Annotated in this window: 12 protein-coding genes; 9 read left to right on the forward strand and 3 right to left on the reverse strand. The window is 41.5% G+C overall.

Annotated elements, in window-relative coordinates; genetic code table 11:
• Positions 1-12: 12 nt before the first annotated feature.
• The 4 genes from RI561_RS01205 (at position 13) to RI561_RS01220 (ending at position 4,844) form a co-directional block, all read left to right on the forward strand.
• The gene (locus RI561_RS01205) at positions 13-1,026 is read left to right on the forward strand and encodes an efflux RND transporter periplasmic adaptor subunit (RefSeq protein ID WP_395078386.1); all 1,014 of its coding nucleotides are present in this window, start codon (positions 13-15) and stop codon (positions 1,024-1,026) included.
• A 100-nt stretch (positions 1,027-1,126) separates the two neighbouring features.
• The gene (locus RI561_RS01210) at positions 1,127-1,255 is read left to right on the forward strand and encodes a hypothetical protein (RefSeq protein ID WP_395078387.1); all 129 of its coding nucleotides are present in this window, start codon (positions 1,127-1,129) and stop codon (positions 1,253-1,255) included.
• Between the two features lie 18 nt (positions 1,256-1,273).
• On the forward strand, positions 1,274-4,363 hold the full coding sequence (locus tag RI561_RS01215; RefSeq protein WP_395078388.1) for an efflux RND transporter permease subunit: 3,090 nt from the start codon (positions 1,274-1,276) through the stop codon (positions 4,361-4,363).
• Positions 4,364-4,379: 16 nt separating this feature from the next.
• Positions 4,380-4,844, forward strand: coding sequence for a hypothetical protein (locus RI561_RS01220; RefSeq protein WP_395078389.1), 465 nt, complete (start codon positions 4,380-4,382; stop codon positions 4,842-4,844).
• Here the strand turns inward: RI561_RS01220 and RI561_RS01225 are convergent.
• Entirely contained in the window at positions 4,826-5,410 is a 585-nt protein-coding gene (locus RI561_RS01225; RefSeq protein WP_395078390.1) for an NUDIX domain-containing protein, read from the reverse strand. The genes RI561_RS01220 and RI561_RS01225 overlap by 19 nt on opposite strands.
• Positions 5,411-5,474: 64 nt before the next feature.
• On the opposite strand from RI561_RS01225, the gene RI561_RS01230 reads away from it, so the two are divergent.
• The 3 genes from RI561_RS01230 (at position 5,475) to RI561_RS01240 (ending at position 10,165) form a co-directional block, all read left to right on the forward strand.
• Positions 5,475-6,068 carry a CDP-alcohol phosphatidyltransferase family protein gene (locus RI561_RS01230; RefSeq protein ID WP_395078391.1) on the forward strand — a complete coding sequence of 198 codons (594 nt, stop codon included), beginning with the start codon at positions 5,475-5,477 and terminating at the stop codon, positions 6,066-6,068.
• Between the two features lie 11 nt (positions 6,069-6,079).
• On the forward strand, positions 6,080-7,033 hold the full coding sequence (gene ftsY, locus RI561_RS01235; protein ID WP_395078392.1) for a signal recognition particle-docking protein FtsY: 954 nt from the start codon (positions 6,080-6,082) through the stop codon (positions 7,031-7,033).
• Positions 7,034-7,249: 216 nt separating this feature from the next.
• Positions 7,250-10,165: a CHAT domain-containing protein gene (locus RI561_RS01240; protein ID WP_395078393.1), complete on the forward strand. Its 2,916-nt coding sequence runs from the start codon at positions 7,250-7,252 to the stop codon at positions 10,163-10,165.
• Positions 10,166-10,234: 69 nt separating this feature from the next.
• Here RI561_RS01240 and RI561_RS01245 read toward each other — a convergent pair whose 3' ends face one another.
• Positions 10,235-11,860, reverse strand: coding sequence for a M28 family peptidase (locus RI561_RS01245; RefSeq protein WP_395078394.1), 1,626 nt, complete (start codon positions 11,858-11,860; stop codon positions 10,235-10,237).
• A 21-nt stretch (positions 11,861-11,881) separates the two neighbouring features.
• Positions 11,882-12,622 (reverse strand): segregation and condensation protein A, encoded by a 741-nt coding sequence (locus RI561_RS01250; RefSeq protein ID WP_395078395.1) that lies wholly within the window; start codon positions 12,620-12,622, stop codon positions 11,882-11,884.
• 96 nt (positions 12,623-12,718) lie between these two features.
• Here RI561_RS01250 and RI561_RS01255 point away from each other — a divergent pair, with 96 nt between their 5' ends.
• Both RI561_RS01255 and RI561_RS01260 read left to right on the forward strand, forming a co-directional pair.
• Complete coding sequence (locus tag RI561_RS01255; protein ID WP_395078396.1) at positions 12,719-13,264, forward strand: RNA polymerase sigma factor; 546 nt, start codon at positions 12,719-12,721, stop codon at positions 13,262-13,264.
• 97 nt (positions 13,265-13,361) lie between these two features.
• A complete protein-coding gene (locus RI561_RS01260; RefSeq protein ID WP_395078397.1) occupies positions 13,362-14,165 on the forward strand; it encodes a tol-pal system YbgF family protein in 804 nt (267 codons plus the stop codon).

Consider the following 14,165-nt stretch of genomic DNA (forward strand, 5'->3'; position numbering starts at 1 on the left):
AAGATCATTGCAATGAAAGCACAACCCTCAACATATACAAAGCCTACCCCCTTGAGATCTGCAGTTTCATTTTTTGTATCTGCAGTATTTTTATTCGCTGGATGCTCAGGAAATTCAGATATACCTGCCACTGATGAGACCGGGACACCGCCGTCAATCAGATCAGAAAAGACGGCACAAAGTGTTAAACTGACTCAGGAGCAAGCTGACAACTTGAATATTCAAACATACACGGCTACTTCAAATCCAATATCATTTTCAATTGAGGCACCGGGAGAAGTTTTTCCTGCCCCTGATAGGATCTCTGTGGTTAGCGCCCCCATTGATGGGCGGGTATCAAACATCTACGCGCATGAGGGTGAACGAGTTTCTAAGGGAGATCCACTTTTAGAACTGGAAAGCCTGGAATTTGCAAACCTGGTTGCCGACTTTTTGGAAGCAACGGCTGAGATAACCTATCAGCAGCAACAGGTTGAACGCCTTCAGGTTTTGACTGAGGATAAGATCAGCCCACTAAGAAATTTAGAACGGGCACAAGCCGACCTTAGACTGGCTCAAACCCGTCAAAGTGCTGCATTGGCTCGCCTAAAAGCGGTGGGAATCACTGAAAGTCAAACCAAACGCTGGGATCCCTTTGCCTCCGACCCCAATGCACGCTTAACAATCTATGCATCTATTGATGGAACTCTGAACGAACACCTCATTGAGATGGGTGAATCGGTAACAGCCTATCAGCGACTACTTGATATCATCGACAATACAGAAGTTTTGGTTCGTGGATTTATTGCACCTGAAGATGCCTATTTCATAAATCCGGGAACCTCACTCACCGTGACTGAAAGGGGCAATCGGCAAGGTGTATCAGCGCATTCCATCAGTGCCACAGTTACAACGATAAACCCTGCCTTGGATCAAAATAACCGGTCAGTGGTTTTAAATTCTATCGTTTCAACAGAAAACAACTGGCCTCTGGTTGGTCAAAGTGTAAGACTTACCTATCAGGCTCAGCTATCAGGCTCAGCCTGAAGAATCCACTATCAGTATTCCAATATCAGCGGTACAGTATGAACAGGCTGACGCTGCGGTATTTGTTCAACTTTCGGAACTTGAATATGAAAAACGGGTCGTGAGTATTGCACGTATTACTGATGAACATGCCATCCTAAGTGGCGGACTCGAACCGGGAGAAAAAGTAGCCACTACACAGGTATTTAGCCTGAAGGCCCTCGAGCGGTTTGAGCAATTTGCAGACTAACATTTTACACGCAGAACTATGCTAAACAATATCATTGATTTCAGTCTTCGCCAAAAATTTGTTGCCATGTCACTGGTTGTTCTGATGGCCGTAGGTGGCATTTTCTCACTTCAGGACATTCCTATTAACTCTCAACCCGATGTAACACCCGTGCAGGTTTTGGTGATCACCAAAGCCGGTCGCTATTCTCCTTATGATGTTGAAAGACTGGTAAGTTACCCCATCGAAACCGCCATGAATGGATTACCGGATATCAAGGAAGTTCGGTCTATCTCACAATTTGGATTGTCGGCTGTAACTATAGAATTTGAGGAAGACACTGATATATACTTCGCCCGTCAATTGGTTAGTCAAAGAGTTCAAAGTATAGCCGGAGAATTACCCGATGGTGTTTCCTCACCTCAACTTGGACCAATTTCAACGGCCTTAGGTGAGATCGTTCAATATGTAGTGCGTGGACAAAATCATACCCTAACTGAACTTCGTACTATCCAGGATTGGTTGATCGCTCCTCAACTCAAAACAGTTCAAGGTGTTACCGAGATCAATTCTTTTGGTGGCTTTGTAAAACAATATGAGGTACAAGTTGACCCCGATAGGCTTCGTAATTTTGGAATAGGCCTGAAAGACCTGGCCGATGCCATAGAAAATAACAACAGTGTTTCAGGTGGAAATTATCTTGAACATAACCGTGAACAATACATTATTCGGGGGTTTGGTCAGATCAGTTCTGCTAAGAATATTGAGGACATTATCGTTAAAGAATTGGAAGACCGACCTATATATGTGAAAGACATTGCGGAAGTAACTTTAGGCAGACAACTCAGGCAGGGTGCTGTTACTCAGGATGGTGATGGTGAGATAGTAACCGGTATTGTTATGATGCTGCGTGGCGGAAACGGACGTGAGGTGATCGAAGATATTGATATAAAGATTGACGAAGTAAACAAGAGCCTCCCGGAAGGAGTCGTTATCGAGAAATTTTATGATCAATCTGATTTAGTGGATCGTACGACCGATACTATTATCACTAACCTTATAGAAGGTGGTTTCTTTGTTATTGCCGTATTGTTGCTTCTATTGGGTGAGATCACCGGAGCCATCATAGTAGCCTCGGTGATCCCACTTTCCATGCTATTCGCCTTTATAGGTATGGGCCAGATTGGGCTTGCAGCTAACTTGATGAGCCTTGGTGCCATTGACTTCGGTATGGTTGTAGATGGATCTGTGGTGATGGTAGAAAACGTGGTTCACCGTCTTAATGAAAATAAATCAGAGAAATCTAAACTTATGATTATCAGGGAGGCCGCCCATGAAGTAGCCCGCCCCATTTTTTTTGGGGTATTGATCATTCTCATGGTATATGTTCCGGTGATGACTTTTTCCGGAATGGAAGGTATTCTATTCAGGCCAATGGCTATCACTGTTGCCACAGCTGTATTCGGTTCACTGATCTTGGCACTGGTTTATATTCCTGCTATGTCTGCCATTGTCTTTAAAAATGGGGTTAAGCTTCGAAAAAATTACGTAATCAACTGGCTCCGTCCCCGGTACAAAAAATTCCTCGAGATTAGTCTTAATAAAAAAGTCATTACCATTGGCTCTGCAATTGTGATCTTCCTTTCATCGCTGACTCTTCTTCCTTTTTTAGGAACTGAGTTTTTGCCTGAACTGGATGAGGGATCTATATTAGTAGAACAGGTTCGCATGCCGTCTGTGACACTCGAAGAATCAGTAGAAAATGCTAACTGGTTTGCAGGTAAGCTCACAGAGAACATTCCGGAAATAAAAACAGTCGTTCCTAAAACTGGTCGGTCTGATCTTGCCAATGATTGGATGGGCGTGCACCAAACGGATGTCTGGGTGATCCTTAAACCTCGTGATCAATGGCGTGAAGGGCTTTCGAAAGAAGATATCGCAGATCTCATCAGACCTTACCTTGAGACTGAACCGGGACTGTCTTATAACTTTACCCAACCGATTGCCATGCGCGTTGATGAACTGACGAGTGGCGTAAAATCAGATATTGCCGTTAAAATTTTCGGTGAAGAACTTGAAGTTCTGGATCGCGTTGGTCGTGATATTTCATCTATCCTGAATGAAATTGAAGGAACTGATAATCATTATCTTGAACAGAGCAGTGGACAACCTTATTTCAATATAGAGATCGACCGCGAAGCTGTAGCTTCTTTTGGATTGAACGTTAATGATGTTCAGCGAGTAATAGAAACCGGGATCGGCGGTAGTATATCCGGAGAGATATTCGAAGGCCAACGCCGATTTGATATTGTAGTTCGTTTACCTGAAAATCTACGAAGCACTTTTCAGGACATTATGGAGGTGCCTCTTCAATTGCCAAATGGAGGATACATTCCTTTAAAGCAGGTGGCACACATTTATGCTGAAGAAGGTCCCCGTGAAATTGCCCGTGAAAATGGATGGAGACGGGCTATACTTGGTATTAATATTCGGGATATAGATACCGGCACCTATGTTGCAAACCTACAGCAAGCCATTGAAAGCCAGATCGATGTTCCTGCCGGATATTTCCTTCAGTACGGCGGTGCTTTTGAAGACCAGCAGCGAGCTATGAATCACCTGTATATTGTTGTACCTATCTCTCTTCTTATCATAATTGGGTTGTTGTATATGATGTTTGGCAAATTCCGGTTCACCATGCTGATCTTCCTCAACCTTCCAATTGCCCTATCCGGAGGGATCTTCATTCTATGGATGCGGGGCTTGTACTTATCTGTTTCCGCAAGTATCGGATTTGTAGCTCTATTCGGAGTAGCGGTATTGAATGGTATTGTGCTCATATCCCACCTTAATGATCTTCGCATGCAAGGGAAAGGACTGAAGGATGCTGTGATACAAGGTTCGGCTGATCGTCTCCGCCCGGTACTGATGACGGCTCTTGTTGCCAGTCTTGGCTTCCTACCGATGGCCTTTAATGTAGGGCCCGGCTCAGAAGTACAACGTCCACTTGCTTCTGTTGTGATCGGCGGACTTGTTACCTCTACCTTACTTACACTGCTGGTACTTCCTACTATCTATCACTGGATGGAAAAAGGGAAAGAATTGAAGGATAAAACTCAGGAATTCTAATCAATTGGAGAATCTTATGAATCCCGCACATTTACATCTCATCGTTAACCATATTCCAATCTTTACAACTGTGATCGGGATCTTCATCCTGATCTGGGGCATGTATAAAAGTAATGCCTCAGTTCGAAATATCGCTTTTGTCCTATTTATTTTAGGCGCTGTTGGAAGCTATGTAGCTGTTGAAACCGGTGAATCAGCTGAAGACATTGTAGAAGAGATAGCCACCGTTTCACACGACACCATTCACGATCATGAAGAAGCCGCAGAAATTTCCATGTGGTTTGCCATCGTGATGGGCTTTCTAAGTATTGGTGCTTTGGCATCTAAAAAATTGAACCTCAGATTCGAAACAGGTTTACACATTGTGATTCTGATCATGGCTTTGATTACTGCAGGAATCCTTATGTATGTAGCTTATGAAGGTGGTGAGATCATGCACCAAGAGGCTTATGCCGAGCACGTTCAATCGATTGATGATTGATTTAATTTAAAAGGTGAGTTTTTCGCCCACCACTCCCAAGCCCTTAATAGACAAATAACAGTCTTTCCATCGTTAATTTCACCTGAGTGAACCATTTCAACAGCCTCCGAGAACGGAATTCGTTCCCGTGTTACAAATTCATCTTCATCTACTTTCTGAGGAACCGATTCTAAATTCCAGGCCACATAAATGTGAATGACTTCGTCCGAATAACCAATACCGGGATAGAAGTGGCCCACGTACGCATAATCTTCGGTTTTAACTCCGGCTTCCTCCTGTAATTCGCGCAATGCTGTCTGGTCTTCAGGTTCTCCGGAATCAATTTTACCGGCCGGGACTTCCCAAAAAATCTGGCTCATGGGATACCGAAACTGGCGCAACATCATCAAATCCCCATTTTCAAAAACCGGAACCACCGCACAGGCACCGGGGTGTTTAATCCACTCCCTCGAAGATTCCGAACCATCAGGCAGCTTTACTTCATCATAAAAAACGTGCAGTAATTTGCCCTTGAATACTTCCTTGGAACTTAGCTTATTTTCTACCAGTAATTTGTGATCCTTCATATTGGTTTTAGAGCATTAATGACTGTAAATTTGAGCTCTCAATATCGTAAATAAAAAAACCGATTTGGCGCCAACCATCAAAAATATAGACGGAAAAAAAGTTAGGGTAACCGGACGTGTGTTTACCTGGTCTAATATGATGTCTTTTTCCCGGATTATGGTCGCCTTTCCCATTGTATATCTTCACTACCAAAATAATTTTCAGGTTACTCCATTTATGTACGCACTCATTGTTTATGGAGTGATTTCAGATTATCTGGATGGATTTATTGCCCGAAAAACCAATACCATTTCGGAAGTTGGGAAAATGGTAGACCCGATCGCTGATAAACTTTGTGCGCTGGTTCTTTTCATATACACCGTTTGGATTGGATGGATTCCGCTATGGTTTTTGTTATTTGCGATGGCACGTGATATCAGCATTATGGGCGGGTCTTATTTTATTAAGAAAAAGTACGATAAAGTGGCTATGGCCATTATGTCGGGTAAAATATCGGTGAATGTTTTGGCACTTTACTGGATCGCTGTTTTCTTTTTCCCGGATGTACACAATGTTCATATGTTTTTGATGGCCTGTTCGGTAACTTTAATGGCGATATCTTGGATCGATTATTTTAACCGCTACCGCTTAATTATGCGCGGAGCAGAATTTAACTAATAAATTTATTTATGGGATTTCTTGAAAAATTAGGACTTAAAAAGAAAGAAAAGCTGGATGAAGGTGTTGAAAAAAGTCGCGACGGACTGCTGAATAAAATCGGGAAAGCTTTTGTCGGGAAAGATAAAGTGGATGATGCCATCCTCGATGACCTGGAGGAGATCCTGATTACTTCTGATGTAGGAGTGAATACTACCATTGAGATCATCAAAAAAATTGAACAACGGGTAGCTAAAGATAAATATGTCTCGCAGGATGAACTTCAAAAAATGCTCCGCGAAGAAATTGTTGATCTCCTGGAAGACAACGCCCCAGATAAACCTGCAGAATTTGAAGCTGAATTTCCCGTAAAACCGCACATTATTTTAGTGGTTGGAGTGAATGGTGTAGGGAAAACCACGACCATTGGAAAACTGGCTCATCTCTATAAAAAAGCGGGTAAGCAAGTAATTCTTGGGGCAGCCGATACCTTCCGTGCAGCAGCTGTTAATCAGCTTAAAATTTGGAGTGAACGAGCTGATGCTTCCATCATTCAGCAGGGGCAAAATGCTGACCCGGCCTCCGTTGCTTACGACACCGTTGCAGCCGCCAAAGCCCGTGGCGCCGATGTTGCTTTAATAGACACAGCCGGTCGTCTTCACAATAAAAAAGCTTTAATGGAAGAGCTTGCAAAAATAAAACGAGTAATGGGTAAAGTTGTTGAAGGTGCCCCTCACGAAGTTATTCTCGTATTAGATGCTTCTACCGGACAAAATGCCTTGCAACAGGCCCGTGCTTTTACGGAAACCGTAGATATTACCGGATTAGCTCTCACCAAATTAGATGGAACCGCCAAAGGAGGTATTGTAATTGGAGTCTCTCATGAATTGAATGTGCCCGTCAAATACATCGGGTTAGGCGAACAGATTGAAGACCTTCAGGTATTTGACCGGGCAGATTTTGTAAATGCTTTATTTGGAGAATAATAAAAGTGATTATTATATCCCATAAACCTTAATCAGGGTCAGGGCCACCGTCGCCACCTTTTTTGTCGTCATCTCCGTCATTATCATCTCCAACTGGTGTTGCATTCATAGTAATTGTTAGTTCTTTGTATTCCATTTTTTTGATTTATTTTAATTTTGATTTATCAAATAACAATATTTCTTTAGATAATCAACATTTTAGAGCTACCATTGTCTATGCGTTTATTTTTTACGTTGATATTATCCTTATTTCTAAGCTTTGCCATAGGTGTGGAAGCTCAGGATGCTGACTCCTTGTTATCTATAGGACATTCCTACTCTTCACAAGCTGAATATGAAACAGCAGTCTCATATTATCAGCAAGCGATGGAGTTGTATGAGCAAGAAAAAAATACGTCTAAATGGGTCGAGGCATCCATTGAATATGGAGAAGCTTTGATTTCAAAAGGGGAGGTTAAAAGAGGGCTTGAGTTATTTTTAGAATTGAACAACTCCACTTTTGAGCAGTTACCTCTTGAACTACAAATCAGGATAAAAAATAATCTGGGATGGGCGTATCGAAGTTCTCAGAAACCGCTGTTAGCCCGCCGGTATTATTTCCAAGGATTACCTCTGGCAGAAAAGGTTCAAGACACCCTTCTTCTTGGTCGCCTTAATAACAATATTTCCTACACGTACCAAGAAACCGGGGAGTATGAAAAGGCTTTACAGCATCAGCAAAAAGCTCTTGAGTTCTACCAAGCACTGAATGACAATGATTCTCAACTCGCTTATGTATATAATGCTATTTTCCTTACGCTGATGGATCTTGGATTGTACGAACAGGCTGAGCCGTATATCCGTAAAAGCCTGGCGTACCGGGAAAATATTGGTAATCCAAACATGCTTGACGTCGGATACCATAACATGGCTTGGAATTTTGAGAAACGAGGGATACGGGATAGCTCTATCATATACTATCAGAAATCGTTAAAGTTATCCCGAATGTTGGATAACCCTTACGATATTACCCAAACATTGGTAAATATCGGAAGTCTCTATCAGAACTCAGGTAATTTTAATAATGCACTTGCTTACTATGGTGAAGCTCTTGAAATAAACAGAAAAATTAACCGACCGGTTTCTATTGCTGAAAACCTTCTTTACATAGCTGATACAGCCACTGAGCAGGATGATCTGGACAATGCAGAGTCTTTTTATAAAGAAGCCCTCAAATACCTTGTAAGTGCCGAAGCACCTCGTGTTTTGGGGAACGCCTTCCTTAAGCTTACCGAATTGGAAATCATGAAAGGAAACCTGGAGGCCGCTCAATCCTACCTTTCCAAGTTAGATGCTGTTAGCCAGGAACATGAGCTTCAAAAGTACCTGGTAAGCTCTCGATATTTAAAGGGCCAAATTGAATTAATGAAAGGGAATGTACATGCAAGTTTGAACTACTATAGAAGCGCCTATAATCTTTCAAATTCACAAAGTATTTCCGGGCAAATAACCGCGGCACGTAACTTAGCCAAAGCTTATCAAAAAGTCGGCTCAGACAGTGCTTTTGTATTTGCTGAAAAAGCCTTCACCCTTATTGATTCAATTCGCACCAACGTTGCAGGACTCACATTTCGCTCCGGATTTTTTCGAGACCATGCCCGGTTTTATAATGAAGTTGCCTCTTGGTATATCACCCAAAAAAATGATGCAGTAAAAGCTTTTGAGCTCATCGAAGCAGCAAAAGCTCGTGTTTTAATGGATGAGTTAGCCCAAAAACAGGAAAGAAAGTACAATCAGCTTGATGAGTCCACCCTCATTAGAAAACAAGAAAAGGCGAAGCAAATTGATCTGCTTTACAATAAACTTAGTAAGTCAGAATCTACCGCAGAGCGTACGGACATTAGAAATGAACTTAAAGATCTCGAGTTTGAATACCAGACCTTTATCAACGAACTGCATTCAAATTCGCCAGGACTTCATAAATTCACCTACCCTTCTCCAATATCAGCTGAGCAAGCACAGGCTCTGTTGGATTCGGAAACAGCTATTTTAGAATACGCTTTCACTGATGAAAAATTAGTTCGGGTTTTGGTAACTCAAGATTCCATCAAAGGAACTGTTTTAGATTCTGTTCAAAATACACCGGCAATTGATTTCTTTACCGAAAAAATAAAGTTATTTCGAGAGCTCATAACCTCCGGCAGTCCTATTCCTGAAATACATGGATTGGGCCATCAACTGTATCAAAGCCTTTTACCGAACTTCCCCAACGAGCAAATTTCAAACCTCGTAGTTGTTAATGAAGGAGCCACTTCATTTCTGCCTTTCGAAGCACTTTCAAAAAATGGCCGCTATTTAATTGAGGATTATAATATAAAATACCTTCCTTCAGCCTCAATTTATGAATATATAAGTGATCCTCATCGTACTTCGAATACTGAATTATTGGCACTTGCCGGGTCGGGCTTTGAATCCGGAGATGGTCTTACAAACACAGCCCGCTCTCAAACAGCTTTAGCTTCATTGCCCTCTACCTTGCTGGAAGTAGATTCAATAGCAGTTAATTTTTCTTCTTCCAAAATTCTGAAAAATGAGGATGTTACCGAAGCTACTTTTAAATCCCATAACCTTAGCGATTTTCGGTTTATTCATTTTGCCACACACGCTACCGTTGATGAAATTACCCCTTCACAAAGTGGCATTATATTATCAAAAAAAGCGGATGTTGAATCATTGTTTGGTGAAGATGGCCACTTAAATAGCCGCGAAATCTCAGACCTTAGCCTAAATGCTGATTTAGTAACTCTAAGCGCCTGCAACACCGGAATGGGCAAAGTTGTTTCGGGTGAAGGGTTGCTTGGCCTGCAACGTTCTTTTCTCTCCGCAGGAGCCTCTTCTGTGGTAGTTAGCTTATGGAGTATTTTTGACCGCAGTACTTCCGAATTTATGTCAACTTTTTACCGCAACTTACTTTCTCTTCAGGAAGAAAATTACGGATACTGGGAGAAAACTTTAGACTGGTTTGGAATGTATCAATATCCCGTTTTTGATTATAAGACGGAAGCTTTGCGTGATACCAAATTGGCCATGATTAATCACCCCTACTACAGCCATCCTGTTCACTGGGCTCCTTTTATATTAATTGGAAAATAAAAAAGCCCGTAAAGTCTTCAGAACTTCACGGGCTTATGCTTTTTTATAAGCCTGGGAAATATTTTCTTTCTATCTCGGCTGAACTTGCGTTTTCTCGATAAACTCTTGGTTATCAACGATTGGTCTTTCAGGCGAATTGGCTAAAATAGATGTTAGATTATAAATCAGATGTGTCCTTTTAAGTAAAGGCTCAAAGGTTATCTTTTCAATATGATCTTGGGGTCGATGATAATCTTCATGGGTACCGTTGAAAAAGAACACAAAGGGCACACCCAACCTTCCGAAGTTCCAGTGGTCACTGCGTCGGTAAAACTGGTTGGGGTCGTCCAAATCATTATAGCGCTTACTTAGGGTGAGGTTTGGCCCCATATCATTGGCAACTCGTGTTAAGCTGTCTAAGCCGGATGAAATAATTTCTCCACCGATGATGTAGACGTAGCTGCTATCATTTATATGCTCTTCATCAACCCGCCCAATCATATCCATGTTGATGTTAGCTACTGTATTTTCAATGGAGTAAAGAGGATGGTCTGAATAATAACGAGACCCCAACAATCCTTTCTCTTCACCCGATACATTCAAGAAAAGCACACTTCTTTTTGGCCCAACTCCGGCTTCTTTGGCTGACATCATAGCTTGTGCTGTTTGCAAAGCGGCTACGGTTCCGCTTCCGTCATCATCGGCTCCGTTGTAGATACGATCTCCGGTTGAATCGGGCTGCCCAATTCCAACATGATCGTAGTGGGAGCTCAATACGACTACTTCATCCCTCATGGTTGGGTCGCTTCCTTCAATAAAGGCTACCACATTTTTGGTATTAACCGTTTCTTCATTTACTGTGGGAACATGCTCCAGGTTATATTCAATTTCTCTTGATTCAAATGAAACCGGGTTGGATGAAATTCGCTCCTGAATCTCCGCTAATTCCTCAAGATTGCTTACCCCTAACATCGTTGCTCCAAGCTCTGGATTTACCCTGTTAAAAGCCGGAGATGCGCCCTGACTTCCACCCTGCAAATACTTTAGTGACAATCCGCCGCCTCGGCCAAAGGTTTGTTTCCTGTTTTCCACTTCTTGTTGGTAAGCATCCACATCGGTTCCCATAATTAGGATGGCCCCCAATGCATTTCCTGAAGAGAGCATCATTTGCAAATACTGCATATTGGTAGTTTGCTGATCATATAAAACCATCAACCATTTCCCTTCCGGGTTTTCAGGGAAGTGATTAACCCCTTCTTCCTCATTCATCATTCCCGCTCCGGCAAATACTACCGGACCTGATAAATGATCACTTCCTCCAAATAAAGTAACAAAATTGGAAAACTCATTCGCACTGTGAGTTGACTCATCAACTACGTCATTATTATCATCAGTAAGTTTATATTCAATTTGTTCAACTGATGATTGCAGCAATTCATAGTGTTGGAAATAGGAGTTATCATCACCGGGGGCAGTAAGTCCCATCTCAGCATATCTCTTTGCTAAAAATCGAGCTGCTTTTTCTTCCCCGATTGTTCCTGTCTCCCGGCCTTGGAGTGAGTCGTGGGCTAATACCGCTAAATCAGCATACAGCCCATCTATTGTAATTTCCTCCGCAAAAGAATAAATATCGGGGTTTGTATTGTTGGCAGTTTTGTTGAACACACTGCAAGAGGTAATTAGCAATGCAGTGAGAATAAAAGTGATTTTTTTCATGTTTGTTGAAATGTTTAGTTGTTAAGCACCGATAATTTCATCTACCGGTTTAAGATCTAAGTAAAATTTTGTGGGATCGTCCTGTAAGAAAAGATCGATTTGCTGCTCTCTTATCATTTCCAAAACGGCCAGAAATGTCACTACTACATAAATTTTATTTTTGAGCGTGGAGCATATTTCCATAAAAGTTTGCCGGCCATTTTCTTGCAGGCGGTTCAGCACAAATTCAGCCTGTTCTTCTACGGTAGTACTAACTTTCTCAACGTGATGGACGATATTTTTGCGCTCAATATCTTGCAGTACCTTTTTGAAGGCCGCTATTAAATCGAACATCGTTACATCTTTGAGCGCTTCCCCGGTGGCTTGTTTTTCAACTACATCCGCTTCCGGGTAACCCCGCATATATTTTTTCCGGGTTTCTTCATCCATGTCAGCCATTTTTTCTGACATCTCTTTATATCGCTTATACTCCAGCAGCTTTTGCACCAATTCATAACGGGGATCTGATTCATCCAACTCTTCATCATCAGAATCTTCACGTGGAATCATCATACGCGCTTTGATGGACATCAACATGCTGGCCATATATATGAATTCACTTGCTACATCCAAATCCAATTCTTCCAGCAAGTGTATGTATTCCAGAAACTGTTTGGTGATGTAAGAGATGGGAATATCGTAAATGTCCAACTCATCCCTTTTAATGAAGAATAGAAGCAGGTCGAGCGGACCTTCAAAATTATTTAATTGTACTCGATACATACACTAAAACTACACTGTTATATACTAAATTTCTTAATTTTCTTTTTGCCAGCGAATGTTATTTTAAGGTTTGATTTAACTAAGCATATATAACACATGGATTATTCGAAGTTTGTTGATGCTGTACTGGAAGATGACAAGGCTGAAATTAACAGACTGGTTAAAATTATCACCGCTGTTCTTATCAAATTTTTAACCGTTCGTATTGATGCTCCCTTTGAAGATGCCCAGGATTGCGCACAAAATACGCTCATGATCGCAATAGAAAAAATCAAAAATGATGAATTAAACAACCCAGATGCCATCATAAATTACCTTTTTACCACTTCAAAACATGAGTACTTCAAGGTCCTTTCCAAGGAGCGTGAAGTTAACTATGAGGAGCTTCCGGAGCATGAATTCAACAAGCCTGACCAGCTAAACAGATTGGTCGATAAGGAGAAAATGAGCCTCCTAAAACAGTGTATAGAGGCCTTAAAGAGCGATTATAAAAAATATATTTCATTTTGGTTTGAAAATCCCGGCTACGAAACTGCCGTTGTAGCAGATCATTTTGGGATTTCTGTTGGCAACGCTTGGACCAAGAAACATCGGATTATAAATGTGCTGAAAGAGTGCCTCGAAAAAAAATTTCAAATTTAACTGTAAGGAATTGCTTTGAGATCGCTCTTACTATATGAGGAATTCAGAATGTATTAGAAATACATTCTGATTTTTGAATAATACAAACTTTGTTAAAATGGATAACGCAAGAGAATTACAACTACGACAAAAAATAGATGCCTATATCAAAGGTAATCTCGGGGAAGATGAAATACAGGAGTTATGGAATGAGTTTGCCAAAAACCCTGAACTGCTTGATTTGCTTGAACTGGAAGTAAATGTAAAAGCAGTAATTGAGCAGGAAGCCCTTAACATAAATAATATAAACGAACCTTCAATCAGCCGCTTGCCTAAGTGGACCTGGCATGCCGCTGCCGCTGCAGCCATTATAATCGTGGCATTGGTTCAATTATTTCGGGTTGATACCCCAACAAATATGAAACAATTTGTGGTCGGGCAGATCAATCCCGCAGAAATTGAAACCGCTGACGGCATTCGTAACAAAGACATGGAAATTACTACCGCCGACTCCCTCCTTAACCTTGGCTTTGAAGCCGTTATTTCTAGAGATGAAGAACGAGCCCTTCAGTTATTTGACGAGATCATTAACAAGTACGATCAGGAGCCATACGGTTCTAAAGCTTTCTTGAACAAAGGCATCATCTTGTATAATGAATCTGATTATGAAGGGGCTATTTCAGCATTCAGAGAAGCTGCCAATCGGGCTGAGGAGAGTCGTATGATCACTGAAAAAGCGTACTGGTATTTGGGGAATGCATTAATCAATGTTGGGGAACTTGAGGCTGCCCAAAACGCTATTTTTGAAGCCTATCAGTTAAATGGCACTTTCAGAAACCCTGCTTTCCGATTACTCAAAAAACTTAGTGACGATCTTGGCACCAGTGATTATGAGGAATTCGACACACCTGAATTAGAATGA

This window comes from Gracilimonas sp., assembly GCF_031581265.1.
GTDB lineage: Bacteria > Bacteroidota > Rhodothermia > Balneolales > Balneolaceae > Gracilimonas.

Excerpts from the sequence above, each read along its gene's own strand:
- RI561_RS01205 (WP_395078386.1), top strand. The coding sequence starts at position 13 with ATGAAAGCACAACCCTCAACATATACAAAGCCTACCCCCTTGAGATCT.
- RI561_RS01215 (WP_395078388.1), top strand. The coding sequence starts at position 1,274 with ATGCTAAACAATATCATTGATTTCAGTCTTCGCCAAAAATTTGTTGCC.
- RI561_RS01220 (WP_395078389.1), top strand. The coding sequence starts at position 4,380 with ATGAATCCCGCACATTTACATCTCATCGTTAACCATATTCCAATCTTT.
- RI561_RS01225 (WP_395078390.1), bottom strand. The coding sequence starts at position 5,410 with ATGAAGGATCACAAATTACTGGTAGAAAATAAGCTAAGTTCCAAGGAA.
- ftsY (WP_395078392.1), top strand. The coding sequence starts at position 6,080 with ATGGGATTTCTTGAAAAATTAGGACTTAAAAAGAAAGAAAAGCTGGAT.
- RI561_RS01240 (WP_395078393.1), top strand. The coding sequence starts at position 7,250 with ATGCGTTTATTTTTTACGTTGATATTATCCTTATTTCTAAGCTTTGCC.
- RI561_RS01245 (WP_395078394.1), bottom strand. The coding sequence starts at position 11,860 with ATGAAAAAAATCACTTTTATTCTCACTGCATTGCTAATTACCTCTTGC.
- RI561_RS01250 (WP_395078395.1), bottom strand. The coding sequence starts at position 12,622 with ATGTATCGAGTACAATTAAATAATTTTGAAGGTCCGCTCGACCTGCTT.
- RI561_RS01255 (WP_395078396.1), top strand. The coding sequence starts at position 12,719 with ATGGATTATTCGAAGTTTGTTGATGCTGTACTGGAAGATGACAAGGCT.
- RI561_RS01260 (WP_395078397.1), top strand. The coding sequence starts at position 13,362 with ATGGATAACGCAAGAGAATTACAACTACGACAAAAAATAGATGCCTAT.